Origin of the sequence: Pseudomonas syringae pv. coryli str. NCPPB 4273 (assembly GCF_000972175.1) — a bacterium.
GTDB lineage: Bacteria > Pseudomonadota > Gammaproteobacteria > Pseudomonadales > Pseudomonadaceae > Aquipseudomonas > Aquipseudomonas syringae.
The window spans coordinates 24,986-46,998 of the sequence record NZ_AWQP01000016.1 but is presented as its reverse complement, the minus strand read 5'-3'; the positions used below and the strand labels follow the sequence as shown (position 1 = coordinate 46,998).

Below are 22,013 nucleotides of genomic sequence, written 5' to 3'. Positions count from 1 at the left end.
CAGCGCAATAAAAATAAAAGAGGATAGCCATGACCATTCTTCAGCGAGTGATCGGTGGATTTGCTGTGCTGGTGGTACTGCTGCTCGCCATGGCAGGTATCAGCTATCAAAGCACCCATTCCATAAGTGATCGGATCAGCGTCATTACAGGGCAGTCCGCACCGTTGAGCAGGGCGGCGAGCGAGCTTTACGTGCATGTGCTGCGCGCCAACCAGGCATTGCTCGGGATTCTGGTCAGCACTGATCCCAAACAGATCGACGATGGCAAACAGCCCTTCAACGACAGCATGACCCGATTCAATCAGCTGCTTGACAGCACGCCTGCCTATATTGGCGATCGTGCCGAACTGCGCGACAACCTGAACCAGCAACGCCAACTGAGTGCTGCTTATGCCGAGCAGGCGCAGACCCTGATCGCCAGCCATCGACAGCACGTTCTGCAGGCACTTCAGAGTCGAGTGTTACAGGGCTACAGCAGCAGTCAGGGCGCGCAACTGACCGGTTATCTTCGTGACTATATTGCCCGCGAGCGCAACGCCGGCTCCGCCGAGACGGTGGCAGCGGGGGAAAAGCTGTTACTGGATGTCGGCAAATCCTACGAAGGTCTGGCTGCCCATGCCGCCACACCGAATATTCAGACCTTGCAGCGCGTGCTCAACCTGCAGGATGAGGTGATCAGCACCCGCACACGGGAGCTCATCGCAGCCGACCCGCGTGCTGGCCGGATTGCCGGCGTGATGGTCAACCGCCTGCTTAACGATCTGACCGGCAGCGACGGCGTTTATCAGGCCTACAGGCAGGAAGCGGCACTCGCCGAGCAGGTCGACAAACAGCGCCAGGCAGCGGAAACCCGTCTTCAGGCAACGCTGGGCAAGATTGGCGAGTTCGGCAATCAGTCACTGGCGGTGGCCAACGAGGCCAAGGCCGGGGCGGACTCGACCATTGCCACAAGCCTCAGCCTGTTGCTGATCGCCTGCCTGCTGGCCGTCATGGCGGCAGCGATCATCGGCACATGGGTCGCCTTCAGCCTGCGTCGCCCTCTGGCTGCGTTTCGCGAGGTTTTGAAGACGCTCACCAGTGGCGACATGCGGGTACGTTTCGACGTCAGCCGCCGCGATGAGTTTGGTGAGCTGGGTGGTTATCTCAATGAATTCACCCAGTCGTTGCAACAGACGTTTCGCCAGCTGATCGGGTCGGCCGATGCCCTGGCGCTGACCGCCAGCCAGAACGCGCAGATCAGTGAGCAGACTACCCGCGTGGTCGACGAGCAGAAGGATCGTCTCAACTCTGCCGCGTCAGCCATGAATGAAATGGAAAGCACGGTCGAGGAAGTCGCCCGTCGGGCTCAGGACACACGCGGTGCGGTGGACAGCACCAGTGAGCTGACCGGGAAAGTGCAAAAGCGCGTGGCTGAAACCATCGTCAACATTCGCCAGCAGGCTGAACAGGTCAACAAGGCATCTGCGGTGACCGACGAGTTACAGAAATACGGGCAGAACATCGACGGCATCGTCGACGCCATTCGCACCATTGCCGAACAGACCAACCTGCTGGCGCTCAACGCCGCCATCGAAGCGGCGCGGGCTGGCGAGCAGGGCAGGGGGTTTGCGGTGGTGGCCGATGAGGTGCGCTCGCTGGCCAGTCGAACTCAGACCTCCACCAGCGAAATCCAGGAAATGATCGGCCAGATGCAGAGCAAGATCCATTCGGCGGTAGAGGTGATGAACGAAAGCCAGATCCAGTCCGACCATTGCGTGACACTGGCCTCCGGCGCTGATCAATTGCTGGTGGAAATGGGCGAGGCGGTGGATGTGATTCGCGACATGAACATTCAGATCGCTGCGGCCACCGAACAGCAAAGCGCGACCGTGCAGGAGACCAGTCGCATGGTCACGCACATCAACGATTCCGCCCAGCAGGCCGCCGACGGTGCCGAGCAATCGGCAATCAGCAGTCAGGACCTGTCGAAAATGGCCAGGGATCAGCGCGAGCTGCTCCATCATTTCAGCGTTTAACGCCCCGGGAGTCAGAACATGAAACAGTGGTTATCGATTTCCCTGAGTGCGAGCCTGCTGTTCGCTGGCCTGGCGCAGGCTGCCACGCCGCTGATCGGTGTAGGCATGGCCAAATACAACGACAACTTCCAGACCATCCTGCGCCACGGCGTGGAAAAACAGGTAGCGCTGCTGGACGCCGACATTTTCATGGAAAACGGCCAGGACGACGTGGAACTGCAGATGCGGCAGTTTCGCAATCTGGTGAACTCGAAAGTCGATGCCATCGTTGTCGCCATGGTGAGTGGCAAAAGTGCGTCGGAAATGATGCGTCTGGCCAACGAGGCCAAGGTTCCGCTGGTATTCGTCAACCGCAATCCGGAGCCTGCCAAGTGGCCTGCGCTGACGGCGTTCGTCGGCTCTGACGAACTGGAATCCGGCACATTGCAGATGAAAGAGCTGGCCCGCCGCGCCAATTACAAGGGCAATGTGGTGATTCTGGTCGGCGACCCTAGCAACAAATCATCGGTCATGCGCACCGAGGACGTGGAGAAGGTGGTCGCCAAGTACCCGGACATGAAGGTTGTGCAGAAGAAAATCGGCAACTGGGAGCGCAGTCAGGCTGCGACCATCGTGATTGAATGGGTCAAGCAGGGCGTGGACTTCTCCATCATCGCTGCCAACAATGACGAAATGGCCATTGGGGCAATCATGGGGCTGGAAAAAACCGGCAAAAAGGCGGGTGATTATCTGGTGGGCGGGATCGATGGCACCCCGGATGGTTTGAAGCTGATGGCCGAAGGCAAGATGGCGGTGAGCGTGTTCCAGGATGCGCTCGGGCAGGCCAACGGCGCAGTGGATGCCGCGATGCGCATGGCGCGCGGCGAAACCCTGGCGTCGCCGGTCATCTGGGTGCCGTTCAAGCTCATTACTCCGGAAAACCGTCAGCAGTTCGAGTAGTGCTCAGGTTACAAACGTGTGGCGCTGGGCGTCACACGTTTGTGTCCTTGCTGCACACTCGGGGTCGAACCTGGAGTAGGCCGCGCTGACCTGCAGGTCAGACCCGAATATCCTGCGGTCCGCGGATCTGGGCTTCGATGCGTGTGCCGGTCAGGCGCTCTTCGTTGGAGAACCCGTCGTAGCTGGACAGGTCGCCAAAGCGGATACCGGTGAGTTGCTCGATCTGCGCGACGCTGCGTTGCCAGGTTTTGAGCGGGCCGAACATGATGTCCAGCTTACCCAGCTCGCGGGTCTGGTCGATCATGTAGGCGCTGGCCGAAGGCTTGCCGTCATCACCGAGAAACGCCACGACCTTCCAGAATGCTGAAGGGATTTTGACAGTGCGGTAGCTGCGGTCGTCGTCGCGCAGCACCGGGCCGGTGAACACCGTTACCCGTGATTTCCAGCGTCGTGTGTTGTCGAGAATGTAGTCCTCGAGTTCCAGCCAGGTCTTCTGGTTGAACGCACCCATCTGCGGCGAGCAGTTGGTGAAGTGGAAGGTGTCACTGTTGGCGACTTCGGCTTCCTTGCCCCAGTTAGGGTCCTGCCGTCGAACCAGATGGCCGCGATCCAGCAGGTTGTCGGCGTACACGCTTTCGCCAATCTGCGCTTCGGCAGGCAGACGGCCGTCGAAGGCCCAGGAATCCTTGCTGCGTTTGACCTCTACGCTGTTGGCACCATCAATGTTGACGCCGACATACAGCGCCAGACGCCGACTGCGCGACATGGTGATGGAAAAGTGCGTGTAATCGAGACGATCCCCCGTGTTCTTCAAAGGATAGACATCAGGCGCAAGCTCCTCGTCGGCTGTCGGCCAGGGCACGATGAAATCACCGAGGAAGTTCTCGGCATAGCCGGTGCGTTTTTTCAAGTCGCTTGCTGGTGTGGTGCGTCCTGCGGCCAGCGCCTGTGGTTCGAGTAAGGGTGTAGTCGACATCAGTGGTTTGAGGTCGGCAAGGCGGGGCCGGTAGGCGAGATCGATGGCGAACTTCTTGTCAGGCACAGTGCTTGCTCCTGTGGGGATTGAATGTCTTTAGTTCACCATAGACGCGTTACAGAGCGGCGTCAGGCCGGGCGTTCGACATTATCGGCTGACGATTCGGCAAAATCGGTTAAATAGGCTTAAGTATCTGGCAACGTGCGTCGATAAGCTGTAGATAAGAGCAATCCGCAGCTCGCGTTATTTCATTGGCCGGAGGGCTACAGGATGTCGATAAAACTACGTCTGTTCTTGCTGATAGGCACCAGTGTGCTGACCGTCATGATCATCAGCCTGGTCAACTACCTGGGTAATACGCGCATGGAGGCGGCGATGCTCGACAGTGAAGTCAGCATGGCTGCGCTGGGCAATCACCTGCAAGCCGACATGATGCACGACGCGCTGCGCGCCGATGTGCTGTCAGCGATGCTGTTTGGTCTGGGCAGGAGCAACAGTTCGCGTGATGAAGTGCAGGCATCCCTCAAAGAGCATGCCGCACTGTTTCGCAAGGTCGTGAGCGATAACCTGCAACTGCCGCTCACCGAAGCCATCAAGGCAGAGCTGAGCAGGATCAAGCCGAGCCTCGACGCCTATATCAGCGCAGGCGAGCGGATTGTCGGGCTGGCCATCGACAGTCCGGACCGCGCGCAGCAAGAGCTGGGCACATTTTCCAGTGCCTTCACGCAACTGGAGGGGCAGATGTCGAGCTTGAGTGACCTGATCGAGGACAACTCCAAAGCCAGCGGCGAACGCACCCGTCAGACCACGCGAAGTGCCAATGTCACCTTGGCGGTCGTGCTTTCGATCAGTATTTTGCTGCTGCTGATCCAGGGGCATTGGGTGACGCGCAGCATCATGATCCCGCTCGCGTCCGCCAGCCGTATTGCCGACAGTATTGCCCATGGCAACCTGCGCGAACCCATCGCCGAGTCAGGTGGCCGTGACGAAGCCAGCATGCTGATTCGCAGCCTGGCGATCATGCAGCGTGACCTGCGCAGCATGATCGAGGTGGTGCGCAGCAATGCCAATGACGTCAGTGGCATGAGTCGTCAGCTCAGCAGTGGTTGCCATGAGGTGGCCGACAGCAGCCGGCAGCAGAGTTCGGCAGCCGGCACCATGTCGGCGGCGACCAGCGAGATGACCGCAAGCATTGAAGAAATCACCCGGCATGCCGGGCAGGCCCTGGAAATGGCCAGTCAGGCCGAATCCCTGGCCAAGAACGGCGGCCGGGTGATTCATCAGGTGGTCAGTGACATGGACAGCATTGCCCGCTCGGCGCAGCAGTCGGCTCAGGTGATCCGCACGCTGGACAAGGATTCGGAAGGCATCTTCAATATTATTCAGGTCATCAAGGGCATTGCCGACCAGACCAACCTGCTGGCGCTCAACGCGGCCATCGAAGCCGCCCGCGCTGGCGAGCAGGGCCGTGGTTTTGCCGTGGTGGCCGACGAGGTGCGCAGCCTGGCAGGGCGCACCAGTGCTTCCACTCAGGAAATCACCACCATGGTTGCGCGCATTCAGCAGAGCACCCGCGAAGCGGTTACCAGCATGGAGGCCGGTGTGGCCCAGGTCGACAAGGGCATGGCGGTGACCGCCGAAGTGGAACGTGCGATCAGCGATATCCTGGATGCCACGCTGAGCACCACGCAACTGGTCAACGACATCACCCGCACCATTGGCGAGCAAAGCCTGGCCAGTAATGAAATCGCTCATCAGGTTGAAATGATTGCCAGCATGTCCGAGGGCAATAGCCGGGTTATCGGCCAGACCGCCAGTACTACTGATGAACTGTCGGTAATGGCCGGGCAGCTTTCACAATCGGTCGATCGCTTTCAGCTGTGATATCAAATTGCCCAACTCTGCAGTACTCTGCGGCGCGAAAAGCGCCGTGAGCTGCGTGGCCGAAATTTTTCCGCCTCTGCTGAAGGCGAACGCATTAAAGCTTTGGTAGCGAGAGACGTTAACCATCGCACCAGAACCACCCTTGTACCCAGGAGCAGCAAAATGCAGACGTTAAAGGCTTTGTACGAGTCAGTTGAAAGGCAGTTTTTCAACACGCTGACCAAGAAGCTATCAAGCCTTTTCCTGCTGGTCCTGGTCAGCGCCTTGCTGTATTGGGTAGCGTTGAACATTCGTTCCGACATCATGCTGCAATTGCGCGGCACGCAAACGGACCCCGCCGCGCTGGGCGTGATTCAGAGTCAGCTGGATCTGCTGAGCAACGCGATTCTGCTGAGCACGCTGTTCACGCTGGTCATGGTCAGCTTCATGGTCTGGTATTTCCGCCACCTGATCGTGCGTCCGGTGATGTCCATGACTCGCGCGCTCGAAGAAGTCGCCAGTGGCGAAGGTGATCTGTCGAGGGACCTGCCGCTGCTCACCCATGACGAGATCCGCGGGCTGGCCAGTACCTGCAATCTCTTTCTGGCCAAACAGCGCGAGATCATCAGCAGCATTCAGGGGCTGACTGTGCAGATCGCCGTCGAGTCGGCACGTTCGCTGAAGAACATCAGTGATTCCAGCGACAGCGCGACCGATCAGGCCCGCTTCGCCAGAGAAGTGATGGACCAGAGCAACATGGCAGTGGGCAGCATCGAGGATGTCTCGCAGCAGACCCAGGGCATTTCCAGCACCACCGCGCAGAACCTGAGCATGGCGCGCGATTCTTATGCCGAATTGCTGGAAGTGACCGGAAACATCAGCCAGATATCCAGCAGCCTCAATGAGTTCGGTGGACTGGTCTCTGGCTTGAATGAGCGTTCATCAAGCATCAAGTCGATTGTCGGCCTTATTCAGCAGATTTCTTCGCAAACCAACCTGCTGGCGCTCAATGCGGCCATCGAAGCGGCACGTGCAGGGGAGAGTGGTCGAGGTTTTGCGGTGGTGGCTGACGAGGTGCGCACGCTGGCGCAAAACGTCAGTAAAGCCACTGACGACATCTCGCGCAACATCGACGCCATGCTTCAGGAAGTCAGCTCCACACACGAACAGACCATTCAGATCAGCCACAGCGCCCGCGAAACCCAGCTGGTGGTAGAGCGTGCGTCCGGCCATTTCGAAAGCATGATCGGCGATTTCGAGTCGACCAACGACAAGCTCGCCGACATCGCTGCGCACATTCAGCAGTTCGCCTCTACAAACACGGGGATCAATGAGCGGGTAACGCGGATCTATTCCGATAGCCAGGCCATCGACCAGCGCATGCAGCACTCCGCGACGGCCACCCGGGATCTGTCAAGCGTGGCCGAGCAGGTGCAGGCGCTGCTGGGGCGATTCGTGCTTGGGCATGGCGAACTGGATGCGGCGATCACTCGCGCCAGCCAGTGCCGTGACATTCTGCAAGCACGCCTGGCCGAGCTGCACAAGCAGGGCGTCAATCTGTTCGATCAGAGTTACAAGCTGATTCCGGGCACAGATCCCAAACAATACACGACCGGTTACACCGAGCGTTTTGCGCAAATCTGCCAGGAAGAATGTGACAAGCTGACCAAGGGCACACGCGGCGGCAAGGTCACCTTCATCGTCGACAGCAAGGGCTATTGCCCGGTCAACAACAGTTGGGTATCGCAAAAACCTACCGGCAATCGTGAAGTCGACCTGCCGGTGTGCCGCAACAAACGCATGTTCTCCGACCCGATCGGCCTGCGCGCTGCGGGCAATAAACAGCGTTTTCTGTTGCAGACTTACCTGCGTGATACCGGCGAAATCATGACTGAAATCGATGTGCCGTTCTTCTTTGAAGGGCGCCACTGGGGCAACTTGCGCATGGGCTTCGATGCAGCGCTGCTGCTGGGCAAGTGACTGAATATGCCAGGGCCTGCGCCATGCGCAGGCTGATGGCGCTTTTCAGCCCAGCAGATGTTGGGAGATGTACCTGGATATCTGGACGATAGAGGTCTTGCCGGTGAATTCGAATTTCACCTTGCCGACCGCCGAAAAGTAGATTTCCAGTTCAGAGTCCAGATCGAAGGTGCCCGAGGTCTCGACCGACCAGGCCACGATGTTCTTGTACGGCAGGGAAGTGAAGTCCTTCTTGCTGCCTGTCAGGCCCTGGACATTGACCGCGATGATGCGCTTGGTCGTGAACACTACGCCATCGCGCATGGACTTATAAGCATCGATAACCTCTTCGCCGTCGAGCAGCAGGTCCTTGACCCGGTCCGCGTATTCGTCATTCTGCTTGAGTTTGAAGAAGCCCTTGTTGTTGAAGTCGATCATCTGTCTATCCTTGAACATCTGTTCGGGGGGGTACGCGACGTGCGCAGCCGGGTGTCCGAAGCCGTCGCAGAATAACATCGCTCAACCTGTCTCATGTATTTGCGACATGGATATTCAGGCTGGCGGTGCCCCAAACGACTGAACGTTTGCGCCAATAAAAGCTCCATTTTCAAGCGGCGCTGATTTCCAGAACGCCACCGGAGGTGTGACTTTGAACATTCAAGACCTGACCAAGCATGTAAAGGATCAAACGGTTCGTGAACTCGATCTGATCTCCATGGAAGGCGGTTCCTACGTGCTGCACGCAAAGCTCGACGGCAAGTCTGTGCCGGTGGAAGATTCGAGCGGGAAAACCCTGCACGTTGCCTCGGTGGAAGAAGCGCGCAAGGTGCTGTCTTCGGTGTCTGACGTAAAGTTGTTCATGACCCAGGCCGTGGCGCATGACGAAATGGTCGGTCTGGACGATGTCCGGGCACAGTCTTCGCGGCACGAGATACCCTTGCGCTCCAGCCTGTGATTGCCGATCAGGCGTTGTTGCGCCTGACCGCAACGCACTTGATTTCGAGCAACAATCCGGGGTGCGCCAGTTCGGCCACGCCGATGCAGGTCCAGGCACATTGGCCACGCGGGAAAATGCGGTTCTTCACGTCACGAAACACCGCCATGTGCTCGCTCATGGCGACGTGATAAGTGGTCATGTCGACGATATCGTCGAAGGTGCAGCCGCCCTCGGCGAGTACCGTGCGCAGATTCTCCCAGCAGGCGATGAATTGCGCCTCGGGGTTGAGGATGACCTCCATATCCCGTGTACGTCCCACCTGGCCCGCGCAATACAGGGTATCCCCAACCCTGACCGCAGGTGCATAGCCTGCACGGTCCATGATCGACTGCATGGTGGGCGGAATGATGAGCTCTCGGTCTGACATGTTGTAACACCTGTTCGTAACGCTTGAATGTGCAATGGCTGATCTGGCTATCGCTGTTGCGGCCTACGCCTTGGCGGCCGGTCTGGCAGCACGCCGCGGCTTTTTCGCCGCAGTGTCCGCTGTGGCGGTGGAGGTCTTGGCGACGCGCTTTGTGGTCTTGCGTTTTTTCTTCCAGGGCGGCGCAACGCCTGCCGGGCTGGCCGGCCCGCTGATGCTCATACGCATGCCAACGCAACGGCTGACCTGTTTGCTCATCCACGCCGCCTGTTTGGCAACGAACTCTTCGAGGCTCATTTCGCCGCTCTGGACCATGTCCAGCGCCTGCTCCCAGATGGCGGTGGTGCCCGGGTCAGCGATGGCACGCGGCACGGCGTCGATCAGGCTGAAGGCTGCCGGTGCTGCGCACAGCGCTTTGCCCTGCTTGGTCAGGTAGCCACGGTCCAGCAGGCCTTGAATGATCCCGGCGCGGGTGGCTTCGGTGCCGATGCCGGTGGTGTCCTTGAGCTTCTGTTTGAGCAGCGGGTCTTCCACCAGTTTGGCGACGTTCTTCATCGCCTTGATCAGGTCTCCCTCGGTGAACGGTTTCGGCGGCTGGGTCCAGAGGTCCTTGAGGATGACCTCGGCGACTGCACACTCGCAGCCCTGAAACAATGCCGGCAACGGCTGCGGGGCAGGCGCTTCGCGACCCTTGGCCGGGGCCAGCGCTTCGGGCATCGCACGCTTCCAGCCCGGCTCGACGATCTGCTTGCCCACCGCACGCAGCGCGTGGCCCGCACAGTCGAAGTCAGCCTGGGTGCGGTCGTATTCATGGTTGGGCAGAAACTGGGCCAGGTAACGCGCCCTGATCAGGGTGTACACCGCTCGCGGTTTACCGGTCAGACGCTCTACGCCGCGCACCGCTGCAGTGGGAATGATGCCGTGGTGGGCCGTCACTTTGCTGTCATTCCAGGCGCGCGACCGACGTTGTGGGTCCATGTGCGGCGACAGGCCTGCCAGCGCAGGGTCGGACTTGCACAGCGCCGCGATGATACCTGCCGCTTCACCGTGCTGACTGTTCGGCAGGTACCCACAATCGCTGCGCGGGTAGGTGATGACCTTGTGGGTTTCGTACAGGGACTGGGCGATGTCGAGGGTTTCCTGCGCGCCGAGCCCGAGCTTCTTCGAACAGATTTCCTGCAGGGTGCCCAGGTCGAACGGCAAGGGCGCGGCTTCGCGAATGCGTTCGGTGCGCAGCTTGACCAGTCGTGCGCTGGCGGCGGCGCGCATGTCGTGCGCAGCCTGTTGCGCCAGCGCCTGGTTCAGGCAGCGGTCCTGGTCGTCGCAGGCATCCGATGGTGCGCGCCACTGGGCAATGAAAGCCTGATTGTCATGCAGCAGCCTGACGTCAATCGCCCAGTAGGGCGCCGGGACGAAGTTGGCGATGCTGCGATCACGGTCCACGACCAGTCGCAGGGTCGGGGTTTGTACACGGCCCACTGGCAACACGCCCTGATAACCGGATTGTCGACCCAGCAGGGTGAACAGACGGCTCATGTTCATGCCGATCAGCCAGTCGGCGCGTGATCGTCCCAGTGCCGAGTGATAAAGGCTGAACGTATCGGCACCGGGCTTGAGCGCCGCCAAGGCCTTGCGGATCGAGGCGTCATCCAGTGCTGACAGCCACAAACGCTGAATCGGCCCGCGATAACGACAGTGCTCGATCAATTCGCGGGCGATCATTTCGCCCTCACGGTCGGCGTCGGTGGCGATCACCAGTTCCCGGGCTTCGCCCAGCAGCCGTTTGACTGCCTTGAACTGGCTGGCAGTTCTGGGCTTGACCAGCATCTTCCATTTTTCCGGCACGATGGGCAGGTCTTCCAGCACCCAGCGTTTGTAACGTGCATCGTAGGCGTCGGGCGGGGCGGTTTCCAGCAGGTGGCCGATGCACCAGGTCACCGTCGCATTGGCACCCACCCAGCAGCCGTCGCCACGCCGGGTCGCGCCGAGCGCAGCCGCAATGTCTTTGGCCTGGGAAGGTTTTTCGCAGAGAAACAGCCGCATGACTACCGTCGTCGATTACCGGTGCAAGGGCTGCAAGGATGAACGTTGAATGCGTAGCGGGCAAGTTTTATCTGTATGGATATACAGATAAATGCACTGTGCGGCCTCAGCAATGGACCGCTCGACGCCATGCCCGCGTGCGCGGTTCAGCCTGTAGAGTTGCCGGTGACTCAGCTCAACAATTCGGAAAACGCCTTGTCGGCTTCCAGCACCGCTGGCAACCCGGCAAACAGCGCGTCCAGATCGATGCCTTCCATCAGCGGCCCGCCTGACGCCTGCTGCGCCTGAGGTGTCGCGCCGCCGTGGGCCTCCAGCGCGTCCGAAATGGTGATGGCCTGGGCGACGATCCTCGGTAAAGACGCGTCCTTCGGTGCGTCCTTCGGTACGTTCAGCGGAGTCGCCTGATAGGCGATAGCATGGCGAATGACCTGGGGCAGATGCCAGCGACGGGCCAGTTCTGCGCCGACTTCCGGGTAGCTGAAACCCAGTTGCAGGGTTTCGCTGGCTGCACGCCCCGGCGTCCCGGCTTTGGCGGCGTTGTTCAGGCGCTCGGCGACATCGGGCGCGCCGGTCTGGATCAGCAACTCACCGATGTTATGCATGACCCCGCAGGTAAAGGCGATTTCAGGGTCGGCACCGGTCTGTTTCGCCAGCATCCGGCAGATCCCTGCCACCTGAAAGCTTTTCAGCCAGAACCCCTTGAGATCAAAACTCGGTCCGGCCTTGAATGCACCGGTCACTGCCGAGGCCATTACCAGCGTGCGCAGTGTATTGAAACCCAGGCGCATGGCCGCGTCTTCGATGCTCGAGGATTCCCTCGAACCACGAAAGCGCGCCGAGTTGGCCAGGCGCAATACCTTGGCCGCAATCACCGGGTCTTTTTCTATATTGCGGGCAATGCTTTCCAGGTTGGAAGCGGGATTGTCAAATTGCAGCATCAAGTCCTGAGCCACTTTGGGAATACTCGGGAGGCTATGCAAACCGTCAAAAAGTTGCTCGATACTTGGCATGGCGAGGCCATCCTGTGCAGGGCGGGGGATGATTTCAACCATAGCCAGTTTTTCCTGTTCTGCACGCTTGAGTGTCGATTGTGGGAAGGACGTCTCGACCTGCGACGAAAAAAATAATCAAGGACTCGCGGATTGCGCCGATATGGCGATACAAGCGTCTCTGTAAGGTTTCGATACTCGGATCTGCCTGGTGATTGACGCCGCGGCAGGTGTATCGGCTCCGGTTGCTGAACGGCCTGTGGGTTGTAACGTGAAATAGACGGCACCGTTGTGAAGTTTGATTGGCGATCCAGAGATCGTCCTTATTGGTTTTTTGCCGTGGAAGTATCCGCTATGAAGAGTCTGGGGTTCAGCAAGAAAATCCTTCTTGCCGCTGCATTGATTGTGGTTGTTGCGTTCAGCGTGTTCATTGTCGTCAATGACTATCGCCAGCGTCAGTCACTCAAATCCAGCGTCAAGTCCGAGTTGCAACAACTGGGTACGCTCACCACGCAGAATATTCAGACCTGGCTGGAAAGCCGCATGCAATTGCTGCAGTCGATGTCGCAGCAAATCGCCGCGGATGGCAAGGAACTGCCACAGTTGCAGCGCGCCATTGGCCTGCCTGCCTACACCGACAGTTTTCAGCTGAGCTACTTTGGCAGCACCGACGGCGTGATGTTCTCGGTGCCGTCCGCCAATCGCCCCGCTGACTACGACCCGCGTGCGCGTGGCTGGTACAAGGCGGCACAGAATGCGCCCGGCACCATTGTGACCGAACCCTACATCGCGGCATCTTCCGGCAAGCTGGTCATGACCATGGCCACACCGGTCAAATTTCAGAATCAGTTCGTGGGCGTGGCCGGTGCTGATATCGCTCTGGACAACGTCACCAAGATCATCAACTCGCTGAATTTCGATGGCCATGGCTATGCATTTCTGGTCAGTGCCGACGGCAAAATCCTGGTGCACCCGGACAGCAAACTGGTGCTCAAGAACATCAGCGAAGCCTACCCGACCAATACGCCGAAAATTACCACGGGTGTGACTGAAATCGACTCCGGTAAAAAGCCGGAAATCATTTCCTTCACGCCTGTTCAAGGTGTTTCGACGGCCAACTGGTACGTGGCACTGGTGCTCGAGCAGGATTCCGCCTACGCCATGTTGGCCGAGTTCCGTGCCTCGGCCATCACGGCCATGGTGGTAGTGGTGGTGGTGATCATCCTGCTGCTGGGCCTGTTGATTCGCGTGTTGATGCAACCCTTGCATCAGATGGGTCGCGCGATGCGTGATATCGCTGACGGCGAGGGCGATCTGACCAAGCGTCTGGCCATCACTACGCAGGATGAATTCGGTGAACTGGCCGAGTCGTTCAACCGCTTCGTCGAGCGTATTCACACCTCGATCCGTGAAGTGGCTTCGACTGCCGCGCAATTGGGCGAGGTTGCCACCCGGGTGGTCAAGGTCTCCAACGCGTCGATGGGCAACTCCGACCAGCAGTCCAACCGTACCGAAAGCGTGGCGGCGGCGATCAACGAATTGGGCGCCGCAGCCCAGGAAATCGCCCAGAATGCGGCACGCACCTCGCAGCAGTCGAGCGATGCGAGCGGCCTGGCCAGCGACGGTCAGAATGTCGTGCAGCAGACCATCAAGGCGATGAACGAGCTGTCCGGGAAGATCAGCGAGTCGTGCGTGAACATCGAAAGCCTGAACGGCAAGACCGCCAACATCGGGCAGATTCTTGAAGTGATCACCAGCATTTCCCAGCAGACCAACCTGCTGGCGCTCAACGCGGCCATCGAAGCGGCGCGTGCCGGTGAAGCAGGGCGCGGGTTCGCGGTAGTGGCCGACGAAGTGCGCAACCTGGCGCACCGCACTCAGGATTCTGCCCAGCAAGTGCAGACCATGATTGAAGAGCTGCAGGTCGGCGCGCGCGACGCAGTGACCAACATGACTGAAAGCCAGCGTCAGAGCGAGGACAGCGTCGGCATCGCCAACCTGGCCGGCGAGCGTCTGAGCAGCGTGACCCGCCGCATCGAAGAGATCAACGGCATGAACCAGTCGGTCGCGGCGGCAACCGAGGAGCAGACCTCGGTGGTCGAGTCGATCAATGTCGACATCACTCACATCAACACCCTCAACCAGTTGGGCGTCGACAACCTGCGCCAGACCCTGGATGCCTGCAACTCGCTGGAAGAGCAGGCTGCGCGTCTGCAGCAACTAGTGGGCAGCTTCCGGATCTGATCCGGCTGCATCTGCGCCGCTCTGCCGTACCGGGAGCGGCTGCCTGGTCGCCGTTCGTTCTAACGCTCCTGCGTGGCAATGCAGCGGATGACGGTCACCGCTGTCCGTTGCCACACGATTGGCGACAAACTGTTATCACTTGGTCACTCTCGGTTCATGAGGCTGCAACAACACAGGTTCAGTTTGGTTGACAACCAAATGCGACCTGTCCCGGGTCGTGCACAGACCGAGAAGCCTCATGAACGAAGCCATTCATGTACAAGGCCTGAACAAGACCTTTTCCCACAAAAGCGCGCTCATTGACCTTGCGTTGTCTATACAACCCGGTGAGATGGTCGCGCTGATTGGCGCTTCCGGTTCGGGCAAGTCAACGCTGCTTCGGCATCTCGCCGGCCTGGCGTGCTGCGATCGCAGCAATGGTGGTCAGGTTCAGGTGCTTGGGCGCGAGGTTCAGTCCTCCGGCCGCCTCAACAGCCAGGTGCGACGTCTGCGCGCCGATATCGGTTATATCTTCCAGCAATTCAATCTGGTCAATCGCCTCAGCGTGCTGGACAACGTCCTGCTCGGTTGTCTGGGGCGCATGCCGCGCTGGCGCGGCAGTCTGGCGCTGTTCAACAACGAGGAAAAACAGCGTGCAATGGCTGCGCTGGAAAGGGTCGGGCTGGCGGACCTTGCCGCGCAACGGGCGTCGACCCTGTCCGGCGGTCAGCAGCAGCGGGTGGCGATAGCCCGGGCCTTGACCCAGCGCGCCGAAGTGATCCTCGCCGACGAACCGATTGCCTCGCTGGACCCGGAATCGGCCCGCCGCGTCATGGAAATCCTCGCCGACATCAACCGCCGCGACGGCAAGACGGTCGTGGTGACCCTGCATCAGGTCGATTATGCGGTGCGCTATTGCCCGCGTGCGGTGGCCCTCAAGGCAGGGCGCATTCATTTCGATGGCCAGGCGCAGGACCTCAGCAAACAGTTTCTCAACGACCTCTACGGTGCAGACGCGGACGCGAGTCTGATGATCACCGAGCGAAGCCGGCGCGTGCGGCAAAAAGCCAGCCTGACGCTGGCCAAGGTCTGACGTCCTTTCAACATCCCCCACCTGACATTTTCCGGAGAGCCTGCATGTTCAAGCGTATCGGTCGTCTTCTCGCCTCTGCCGCCTTGCTGACTGCCTGCGCGTTGGGCACGGTCCAGGCCGCAGAAGAAAAAGCCATCAATTTCGGCATCATGTCCACCGAGTCTTCGCAAAACCTGAAAAGTATCTGGCAGCCGTTTCTCGATGACATGAGCCGCAAGACCGGTCTCAAGGTTAACGCCACCTTCGCCTCGGACTACGCCGGCCTGATTCAGGGCATGCGCTTCAACAAGGTGGACGTGGCCTGGCTGGGCAACAAGGCGGCGATGGAAGCGGTGGACCGCTCCAACGGCGAGATCTTTGCCCAGACCTCCGCCGCCAACGGTGACGCGGGCTACTGGAGCCTGCTGATCGTGCGCAAGGACAGCCCGATCAATAACGTCGAAGACATGCTCAATAACGCCAAGAGCCTGACCTTCGGCAACGGTGACCCGAACTCCACTTCGGGCTATCTGGTGCCAGGTTATTACGTGTTTGCGAAAAACCATGTCGATGCGTCCACCGCCTTCAAGCGCACCTTGAACTCCAGTCATGAAGTCAACGCCCTCAGTGTTGCCAAGGGGCAGCTGGACGTTGCGACCTTCAATACCGAAAGCTGGGATCGCCTGGCCGTGACTCAGCCCGACAAGGTCGAGCAACTCAAGGTGATCTGGAAATCGCCGCTGATCCCGGCCGACCCGATTGTCTGGAGCAAGGCGCTGTCGGACCAGGACAAGGCAAAGATTCGTGAATTCTTCACCAGTTACGGCAATACCGATGAAGAGAAAACCGTGCTGAAGAACATGCAGATGGGCAAGTTTCTCAAGTCCAGCGATGACCAGTTGTTGCCCATTCGCCAACTCGAACTGTTCAAGCAGCGCACCGAAGTGGTGGCCAGCACCACGCTGGACGAGCAGGAGAAAGCCGCCCGTCTCAAGGATATCGATGCCAGCCTGAGCAAGTTGCAGGAGCGCATCACCGAGCTGAACCAGAAAACCGCAGGCAGCTCCGCAGGTTGAGCCAGCCGTTCACGATCAGGAGTTCGTCATGACCACTCATGTTGCCTACACCCAGGTTGCGGGCAAACCCAACTGGTCCCGTTATCTGGGCTGGGGCCTGTTGCTCGCCGCACTGGCCTGGGCCTGGCACGGCGCAGAAATGAACCCGATGGCACTGGTTCGCGACTCGTCGAACATGGCCACATTCGCCGCCGATTTCTTCCCGCCGGACTTCCGTGAGTGGCGCAGTTACCTCAAGGAAATGCTGGTGACTATCCAGATTGCTCTGTGGGGCACGGCGCTGGCGATTGTCTGCTCGATACCGCTGGGCATTCTGTGCGCCGAGAACATCACGCCGTGGTGGATTCACCTGCCGCTGCGGCGCTGCATGGACGCTTTTCGTTCGATCAACGAGATGGTGTTTGCGATGCTGTTCGTGGTCGCCGTCGGGCTGGGGCCGTTTGCCGGGGTGCTGGCGCTGTGGATCAGCACCACCGGGGTCCTCGCCAAACTGTTCGCCGAGGCTGTCGAAGCCATAGAGCCCGGACCGGTCGAAGGGGTGCGCGCCACCGGTGCCAGCGCCTTGCAGGAAGTCATCTACGGAGTCATTCCGCAGGTCATGCCGCTGTGGATCTCCTATGCTCTATACCGGTTCGAATCCAATGTGCGCTCGGCGACCGTGGTCGGGATGGTCGGCGCAGGGGGCATCGGGGTTATCCTCTGGGAAAACATTCGCGCCTTTGCGTTCGTCCAGACCAGCGCCGTGCTGCTGGTGATCATCGTTGTGGTAAGCGTCATCGACATCATGTCGCAGCGCCTGCGCAAGCAATTCATCTGACAGAAGAGGGGTGTTCAATGAACACTTTTTTTAACCATGCAGTTGTCTAGACAATCTGAGCCGATGTATCTGGAACTGGCCGAGACGTTGCGTGACGAGCTGGCCACGTATCTGCCTGGCGATTACCTGCCGGCGGAGTTTCAGCTGGCCGAACGTTTCAGCGTCAACCGCCACACCATCCGCCGTGCGGTCGACGAGCTGGTCCGCGAGGGCAGCGTGCTGCGCCGGCAGGGCAAGGGCACTCAGGTACTGGAACGCCCGTTGATCTACCCGATGCAGGCCGACAGCGCTTACAGCAAGTCGCTGTCGGCGCAAGGCATCGGGGTCGAGGCCGTGCTGCTGGTGCGCCGCGAATGCCTCGCCAGTCAGGAAGATGCGCTGCATCTCGGGCTGGAAGAGCATGCGCCACTGATCGAGCTGCAGACCTTGCGCAAGCTGGACGGTCAGGCCATGAGTCTGATCTGCCATCGCTACAGCGCCCGTTACAGCGAGTTGCTGGCTGATTATCAGGGCGGTTCGGTGCGCCAGTACCTGGCCGAGCGCGAGTTGCCATTGAGCCGTGCGCAGAGCCTCATCGGTGCCCGCTTGCCGTCCCGCGGCGAGGCCGGGCTGCTGCTGATGCCGCGGCACATGCCTGCGCTGACGGTGTTGACGGTTTCGTGTGACCGGTCGGGGCAGCCCGTAGAGCTTTCGCGCTCGGTCAGCCGTTCTGACCGCTTCCAGTATCAAGTGGCATTCAACGCGATTGCCGACAGCCAGATGGCTGGCCACCCAACGACGGACTGACCCCGAGGTGTTCCATGCAAGCATCCCCCGAAACAGCCGCACGTCAGCACTGGATGGGCGTATTGGCGCGCGCCCATGTCGATGAGCCGAGCCGCGAGCGATTGCAGCGTCACGAAGCGGCATTGCGCGACACCGATTACCAGATGATCCGCGCCCCGGAAATCGGTATGACTTTGGTGCGTGGCCGTATGGGCGGCACCGGTTCAGCCTTCAACCTTGGCGAGATGAGTGTGACGCGCTGTGTGGTGCGTCTGGCCGATGGGCGCACCGGCTACAGCTATCTGGCCGGACGCGACAAGCATCACGCTGAACTGGCGGCGCTGGCCGACGCGCATTTGCAGGGCGCGCAGCAGGCCTGGTGGCTCTCCGAACTGATCGAGCCCCTGGCGCGTGCGCAAGCCGAGCGTCGGGCGCGCAAGGACGCCGAGGCCGCTGCCACCAAAGTCGAATTCTTTACCCTGGTCCGAGGAGAAGACTGATGAATGCCGTCCTTTTGCAACCTGCCTTCAGCGATCCGGTACTGGATGCCCAGCGCAGTTTTCGTGTCGCCCTCAAGGCGTTGTCCGGTCCGGGGGTGATTCAGACCCTGCCCAGCGCGCACCAGCCGCCGGCCTTGCAGGGCCTGGACAGTGCCACCCACGCCTTGTGCCTGGCGTTACTGGACCTGGACACGCCAGTGTGGCTGGCACCGGCATTCGATACCCCGGCGATTCGCGCGAACATTGCCTTTCATTGCGGCAGCCCGATTGTCACTGAGCGGCACGCAGCGCGCTTCGCGTTGCTCGATGCATCGACTGCCCTGCAACTGCACGATTTCGATACCGGCAATGACCGCTACCCGGATCAGTCCTGCACCTTGCTGATCCAGCTGCCTGACCTGGAAGGCGGGCGGATGCTTGCCTGGAGCGGTCCGGGCATCGAGCGACACCATTCGGTGGCCCTGCCGCTGGATGAAGGTTTCTGGGCCGCACGTGAAGCACGTAATGTCTTCCCTTGCGGGCTGGATGTGTTCTTTATCTCGGGCAGTCGATTGCTCGGCTTGCCACGCAGCACTCGCGTGCAGGAGTGTGCCTGATGTACGTCGCGGTCAAGGGTGGCGAACAGGCCATCGATAACGCTCACCGTCTGCTGGCCAGCAGGCGTCGTGGCGACACCGGCATTGCCGAACTCGACGTCGAGCAGATCCGCCAGCAACTGCCGCTGGCGGTAGCACGGGTCATGAGCGAAGGTTCGCTGTACGATCCGCAACTGGCTGCACTGGCGATCAAGCAGTCGGCGGGCGATCTGATCGAAGCGATCTTCCTGTTGCGCGCCTACCGCACCACGCTGACGCGCTTTTGTGCCAGCGTGCCCATCGACACTTCGAGCATGCAGCTCAACCGTCGCTTGTCGGCCACGTTCAAGGACCTCCCTGGCGGTCAATTGCTGGGGCCGACCTTCGACTACACCCATCGCTTGCTGGATTTCACCCTGCTGGCCGAAGGCGAGCACCCGGGCCCGGAAGTCACCCCGCACGCCACGCTGGAGCCCTGTCCGCGAGTGCTCGGATTGCTGGCCAAGGAAGGGCTGATGAAGCCCGAAGTCGACGACGGTGAGCGAGTGGCGGACATCACCCGCGAGCCGCTGGAGTATCCGTCCAGTCGTGCCCAGCGCCTGCAGGCACTGGCGCGTGGCGATGAGGGGTTTCTGCTGGCGCTGGGTTATTCGACCCAGCGCGGCTATGGCCGCAACCACCCGTTCGCCGGGGAAATCCGTATCGGCGAGGTGGAAGTCTGGATCGAACCCGAAGAACTGGGTTTCCCGATCGTGATCGGCGACATCGAAGTCACCGAGTGCGAGATGGTCAATCAGTTCGTCGGCTCGGCCAGCGAACCCGCGCAGTTTACCCGGGGTTACGGCCTGGCGTTCGGTAACGCGGAGCGCAAGGCGATGGGTATGGCACTGGTGGACCGTTCGCTGCGCGCCGAGGAATTCAACGAAGAGATCCTCTCACCGGCCCAGCAGGAAGAGTTCGTCCTGGCGCACTGCGACAACGTTGAAGCGGCGGGTTTCGTCTCGCACCTCAAGCTGCCGCATTACGTCGACTTCCAGTCCGAGCTGGAGCTGATCCGCAAGCTGCGCAAGTCTGCACCGAAACCGGGGAGCGACCAATGACTCATGCACCGATCAACACCACACAAAGGCCTGCACGGGATGAGGCCTACAACTTCGCTTATCTGGACGAGCAGACCAAACGCATGATTCGTCGCGCCTTGCTCAAGGCGGTGGCGATCCCCGGTTATCAGGTGCCGTTCGGCGGGCGCGAAATGCCGCTGCCGTATGGCTGGGGCACCGGCGGGATGCAACTGACCGCGGCGATCCTGGGCGCCGATGATGTGCTCAAGGTCATCGACCAGGGCGCTGACGACACCACCAACGCGGTTTCGATCAGGCGTTTCTTTGCCCGCACGGCCGGCATCGCCACCACCGAGCGCACGCCCGAGGCGACGGTCATCCAGACCCGTCACCGGATCCCGGAAACACCGCTGCACGCCGATCAGATCATGGTCTATCAGGTGCCGATTCCCGAGCCGCTGCGTTTCATCGAGCCCTCGGAAACCGAGACCCGGACCATGCACGCGCTGGATGATTACGGCGTCATGCACGTCAAACTCTACGAGGACATCGCCACCTTCGGTCATATTGCCACCAGTTACGCTTACCCGGTGATGGTCGATGAACGCTATGTGATGGACCCGTCGCCGATTCCCAAATTCGATAACCCCAAGCTGCACATGAGCCCGGCATTGATGCTCTTCGGTGCGGGGCGCGAAAAGCGTCTGTACGCCGTGCCGCCGTATACGCAGGTGGTGAGCCTGGACTTTGAGGATCACCCGTTCGAGGTGCAGCGCTGGGAGCAGTGCTGTGCGATCTGCGGCAGCCATGATTCCTTTCTCGACGAGCTGATTCTCGACGATGCCGGGACGCAGAGCTTTGTCTGTTCCGACACCGATTACTGCGCCCAGCGCGTCAAACAGCAGGAGAACGACCGATGATCAGTGCACGTTCATTGGACGCGGCGGGCGAGCGCCTTCCCGAGGCTGTGCAGCCGCTGCTCAAAGTACGCGGCCTGACCCGTCTGTACGGTGTGCAGAAGGGCTGTCAGGACGTCAGTTTCGATCTGTACCCCGGCGAGGTGTTGGGCATCGTCGGCGAGTCCGGCTCGGGGAAATCCACGCTGCTCTCGCTGTTGAGCGGACGTTGCCCGCCGGATCGCGGCAGCATCGACTATCGCAGCAAGCAGGGCGACTGGTTCGACCTGTACAGCGCCAGTGAGGCGCAGCGGCGCACCTTGCTGCGCACCGAGTGGGGCTTTGTCGAACAGAATCCGCGCGATGGCCTGCGCATGGGCGTCTCGGCCGGTGCCAATATCGGCGAGCGTCTGATGGCACAGGGGGTACGCAATTATCAGCAGTTGCGCGGTGCCGCGCTGGACTGGCTGACCCAGGTGGAGATCGATCCGCAGCGCATCGACGACCTGCCGCGGACCTTTTCCGGCGGCATGCAACAGCGCCTGCAAATCGCCCGCAATCTGGTCTCCAGCCCCAGGCTGGTGTTCATGGACGAACCCACCGGCGGGCTCGACGTGTCGGTGCAGGCCCGCTTGCTCGATCTGTTGCGCGGGCTGGTGCGCGAGCTGGATCTGGCCGTGGTCATCGTCACCCATGATCTGGCGGTCGCGCGGCTGCTGGCTGACCGGCTGATGGTCATGCGTCGCTCGGAAGTGGTCGAAAGCGGCCTGACCGACCAGATTCTCGATGACCCGCAGCACCCGTATTCGCAACTGCTGGTGTCCTCGGTATTGCAGCCATGAGCCGCACTGTCCGAACAGCCTGTACAGAAGAGGTGAGCCCG

At 60.4% G+C, this 22,013-nt stretch carries 20 protein-coding genes and 2 pseudogenes; 17 read left to right on the top strand and 5 right to left on the bottom strand.

Annotation, left to right across the window (positions count from 1 at the left end):
* The first annotated feature begins 29 nt into the window (after nucleotides 1-29).
* Together P406_RS30480 and P406_RS07880 are read left to right on the top strand one after the other, a co-directional pair.
* Nucleotides 30-2,015 (top strand): methyl-accepting chemotaxis protein, encoded by a 1,986-nt coding sequence (locus P406_RS30480; protein ID WP_046235882.1) that lies wholly within the window; start codon nucleotides 30-32, stop codon nucleotides 2,013-2,015.
* 18 nt (nucleotides 2,016-2,033) lie between these two features.
* On the top strand, nucleotides 2,034-2,954 hold the full coding sequence (locus tag P406_RS07880; RefSeq protein ID WP_046235881.1) for a substrate-binding domain-containing protein: 921 nt from the start codon (nucleotides 2,034-2,036) through the stop codon (nucleotides 2,952-2,954).
* Nucleotides 2,955-3,051: 97 nt separating this feature from the next.
* Here the strand turns inward: P406_RS07880 and P406_RS07875 are convergent, their stop codons facing one another.
* Nucleotides 3,052-3,996, bottom strand: a complete 945-nt coding sequence (locus P406_RS07875) for a DNA/RNA non-specific endonuclease (protein WP_046235880.1) — start codon at nucleotides 3,994-3,996, stop codon at nucleotides 3,052-3,054.
* Nucleotides 3,997-4,200: 204 nt separating this feature from the next.
* On the opposite strand from P406_RS07875, the pseudogene P406_RS30170 reads away from it, so the two are divergent.
* From P406_RS30170 to P406_RS07865, 3 genes and pseudogenes are all read left to right on the top strand, one after another.
* Nucleotides 4,201-4,956 (top strand): annotated as a pseudogene (locus P406_RS30170) (MCP four helix bundle domain-containing protein); the annotation flags it as partial.
* Complete coding sequence (locus tag P406_RS30165; RefSeq protein ID WP_370737594.1) at nucleotides 4,951-5,814, top strand: methyl-accepting chemotaxis protein; 864 nt, start codon at nucleotides 4,951-4,953, stop codon at nucleotides 5,812-5,814. The pseudogene P406_RS30170 and the gene P406_RS30165, both read left to right, overlap by 6 nt.
* Before the next feature lie 162 nt (nucleotides 5,815-5,976).
* A complete protein-coding gene (locus tag P406_RS07865; RefSeq protein WP_046235878.1) occupies nucleotides 5,977-7,773 on the top strand; it encodes a methyl-accepting chemotaxis protein in 1,797 nt (598 codons plus the stop codon).
* A 45-nt stretch (nucleotides 7,774-7,818) separates the two neighbouring features.
* Here the strand turns inward: P406_RS07865 and P406_RS07860 are convergent, their stop codons facing one another.
* Nucleotides 7,819-8,190: a PH domain-containing protein gene (locus P406_RS07860; protein ID WP_004410746.1), complete on the bottom strand. Its 372-nt coding sequence runs from the start codon at nucleotides 8,188-8,190 to the stop codon at nucleotides 7,819-7,821.
* Between the two features lie 205 nt (nucleotides 8,191-8,395).
* Between P406_RS07860 and P406_RS07855 the strand changes: the two genes are divergently transcribed.
* Entirely contained in the window at nucleotides 8,396-8,707 is a 312-nt protein-coding gene (locus P406_RS07855; RefSeq protein WP_024647907.1) for a DUF6482 family protein, read from the top strand.
* 7 nt (nucleotides 8,708-8,714) lie between these two features.
* On the opposite strand, the gene P406_RS07850 is transcribed toward P406_RS07855, so the two are convergent.
* The 3 genes from P406_RS07850 to P406_RS07840 all read right to left on the bottom strand — a co-directional run bounded on the left by P406_RS07850 (nucleotide 8,715) and on the right by P406_RS07840 (nucleotide 12,166).
* A complete protein-coding gene (locus P406_RS07850; RefSeq protein WP_003319308.1) occupies nucleotides 8,715-9,116 on the bottom strand; it encodes a RidA family protein in 402 nt (133 codons plus the stop codon).
* A 63-nt stretch (nucleotides 9,117-9,179) separates the two neighbouring features.
* Nucleotides 9,180-11,156: a DNA topoisomerase III gene (locus P406_RS07845; protein ID WP_046235877.1), complete on the bottom strand. Its 1,977-nt coding sequence runs from the start codon at nucleotides 11,154-11,156 to the stop codon at nucleotides 9,180-9,182.
* A gap of 170 nt (nucleotides 11,157-11,326) precedes the next feature.
* A complete protein-coding gene (locus P406_RS07840; RefSeq protein WP_046235934.1) occupies nucleotides 11,327-12,166 on the bottom strand; it encodes an HDOD domain-containing protein in 840 nt (279 codons plus the stop codon).
* A 333-nt stretch (nucleotides 12,167-12,499) separates the two neighbouring features.
* Here P406_RS07840 and P406_RS30160 point away from each other — a divergent pair.
* The 11 genes and pseudogenes from P406_RS30160 to phnK form a co-directional block, all read left to right on the top strand.
* Nucleotides 12,500-13,531 (top strand): annotated as a pseudogene (locus tag P406_RS30160) (HAMP domain-containing protein); the annotation flags it as partial.
* Nucleotides 13,532-13,624: 93 nt separating this feature from the next.
* Nucleotides 13,625-14,389, top strand: a complete 765-nt coding sequence (locus tag P406_RS30155) for a methyl-accepting chemotaxis protein (protein WP_370737593.1) — start codon at nucleotides 13,625-13,627, stop codon at nucleotides 14,387-14,389.
* Between the two features lie 238 nt (nucleotides 14,390-14,627).
* Entirely contained in the window at nucleotides 14,628-15,461 is an 834-nt protein-coding gene (gene phnC, locus P406_RS07830; protein ID WP_004410760.1) for a phosphonate ABC transporter ATP-binding protein, read from the top strand.
* Nucleotides 15,462-15,505: 44 nt separating this feature from the next.
* Complete coding sequence (gene phnD / locus P406_RS07825; RefSeq protein ID WP_046235875.1) at nucleotides 15,506-16,516, top strand: phosphonate ABC transporter substrate-binding protein; 1,011 nt, start codon at nucleotides 15,506-15,508, stop codon at nucleotides 16,514-16,516.
* A 28-nt stretch (nucleotides 16,517-16,544) separates the two neighbouring features.
* Nucleotides 16,545-17,333, top strand: coding sequence for a phosphonate ABC transporter, permease protein PhnE (phnE, locus tag P406_RS07820; protein ID WP_003403611.1), 789 nt, complete (start codon nucleotides 16,545-16,547; stop codon nucleotides 17,331-17,333).
* Between the two features lie 36 nt (nucleotides 17,334-17,369).
* Nucleotides 17,370-18,119: a phosphonate metabolism transcriptional regulator PhnF gene (gene phnF / locus P406_RS07815; RefSeq protein WP_046235874.1), complete on the top strand. Its 750-nt coding sequence runs from the start codon at nucleotides 17,370-17,372 to the stop codon at nucleotides 18,117-18,119.
* Nucleotides 18,120-18,133: 14 nt separating this feature from the next.
* Nucleotides 18,134-18,598 (top strand): phosphonate C-P lyase system protein PhnG, encoded by a 465-nt coding sequence (gene phnG, locus P406_RS07810; RefSeq protein ID WP_004410778.1) that lies wholly within the window; start codon nucleotides 18,134-18,136, stop codon nucleotides 18,596-18,598.
* Complete coding sequence (gene phnH, locus P406_RS07805) at nucleotides 18,598-19,194, top strand: phosphonate C-P lyase system protein PhnH (protein WP_046235873.1); 597 nt, start codon at nucleotides 18,598-18,600, stop codon at nucleotides 19,192-19,194. Before phnG ends, phnH begins: the two co-directional genes overlap by 1 nt.
* The gene (locus P406_RS07800; RefSeq protein WP_046235872.1) at nucleotides 19,194-20,273 is read left to right on the top strand and encodes a carbon-phosphorus lyase complex subunit; all 1,080 of its coding nucleotides are present in this window, start codon (nucleotides 19,194-19,196) and stop codon (nucleotides 20,271-20,273) included. Before phnH ends, P406_RS07800 begins: the two co-directional genes overlap by 1 nt.
* Complete coding sequence (locus P406_RS07795; protein ID WP_004412612.1) at nucleotides 20,270-21,154, top strand: alpha-D-ribose 1-methylphosphonate 5-phosphate C-P-lyase PhnJ; 885 nt, start codon at nucleotides 20,270-20,272, stop codon at nucleotides 21,152-21,154. Before P406_RS07800 ends, P406_RS07795 begins: the two co-directional genes overlap by 4 nt.
* The gene (gene phnK / locus P406_RS07790) at nucleotides 21,151-21,972 is read left to right on the top strand and encodes a phosphonate C-P lyase system protein PhnK (protein ID WP_046235871.1); all 822 of its coding nucleotides are present in this window, start codon (nucleotides 21,151-21,153) and stop codon (nucleotides 21,970-21,972) included. Before P406_RS07795 ends, phnK begins: the two co-directional genes overlap by 4 nt.
* Nucleotides 21,973-22,013: the final 41 nt, after the last annotated feature.

Bases quoted from the DNA above. Each gene is read 5' to 3' on its own strand.
- P406_RS30165 (WP_370737594.1), top strand. From the start codon at position 4,951: ATGCAGCGTGACCTGCGCAGCATGATCGAGGTGGTGCGCAGCAATGCC.
- P406_RS30155 (WP_370737593.1), top strand. From the start codon at position 13,625: ATGGGCAACTCCGACCAGCAGTCCAACCGTACCGAAAGCGTGGCGGCG.
- phnG (WP_004410778.1), top strand. From the start codon at position 18,134: ATGCAAGCATCCCCCGAAACAGCCGCACGTCAGCACTGGATGGGCGTA.
- phnH (WP_046235873.1), top strand. From the start codon at position 18,598: ATGAATGCCGTCCTTTTGCAACCTGCCTTCAGCGATCCGGTACTGGAT.
- phnC (WP_004410760.1), top strand. From the start codon at position 14,628: ATGAACGAAGCCATTCATGTACAAGGCCTGAACAAGACCTTTTCCCAC.
- P406_RS07865 (WP_046235878.1), top strand. From the start codon at position 5,977: ATGCAGACGTTAAAGGCTTTGTACGAGTCAGTTGAAAGGCAGTTTTTC.
- P406_RS07840 (WP_046235934.1), bottom strand. From the start codon at position 12,166: ATGCCAAGTATCGAGCAACTTTTTGACGGTTTGCATAGCCTCCCGAGT.
- P406_RS07850 (WP_003319308.1), bottom strand. From the start codon at position 9,116: ATGTCAGACCGAGAGCTCATCATTCCGCCCACCATGCAGTCGATCATG.
- P406_RS07795 (WP_004412612.1), top strand. From the start codon at position 20,270: ATGACTCATGCACCGATCAACACCACACAAAGGCCTGCACGGGATGAG.
- P406_RS07860 (WP_004410746.1), bottom strand. From the start codon at position 8,190: ATGATCGACTTCAACAACAAGGGCTTCTTCAAACTCAAGCAGAATGAC.
- P406_RS07800 (WP_046235872.1), top strand. From the start codon at position 19,194: ATGTACGTCGCGGTCAAGGGTGGCGAACAGGCCATCGATAACGCTCAC.
- P406_RS30480 (WP_046235882.1), top strand. From the start codon at position 30: ATGACCATTCTTCAGCGAGTGATCGGTGGATTTGCTGTGCTGGTGGTA.
- phnE (WP_003403611.1), top strand. From the start codon at position 16,545: ATGACCACTCATGTTGCCTACACCCAGGTTGCGGGCAAACCCAACTGG.
- P406_RS07880 (WP_046235881.1), top strand. From the start codon at position 2,034: ATGAAACAGTGGTTATCGATTTCCCTGAGTGCGAGCCTGCTGTTCGCT.
- phnD (WP_046235875.1), top strand. From the start codon at position 15,506: ATGTTCAAGCGTATCGGTCGTCTTCTCGCCTCTGCCGCCTTGCTGACT.
- P406_RS07845 (WP_046235877.1), bottom strand. From the start codon at position 11,156: ATGCGGCTGTTTCTCTGCGAAAAACCTTCCCAGGCCAAAGACATTGCG.
- phnF (WP_046235874.1), top strand. From the start codon at position 17,370: ATGCAGTTGTCTAGACAATCTGAGCCGATGTATCTGGAACTGGCCGAG.
- phnK (WP_046235871.1), top strand. From the start codon at position 21,151: ATGATCAGTGCACGTTCATTGGACGCGGCGGGCGAGCGCCTTCCCGAG.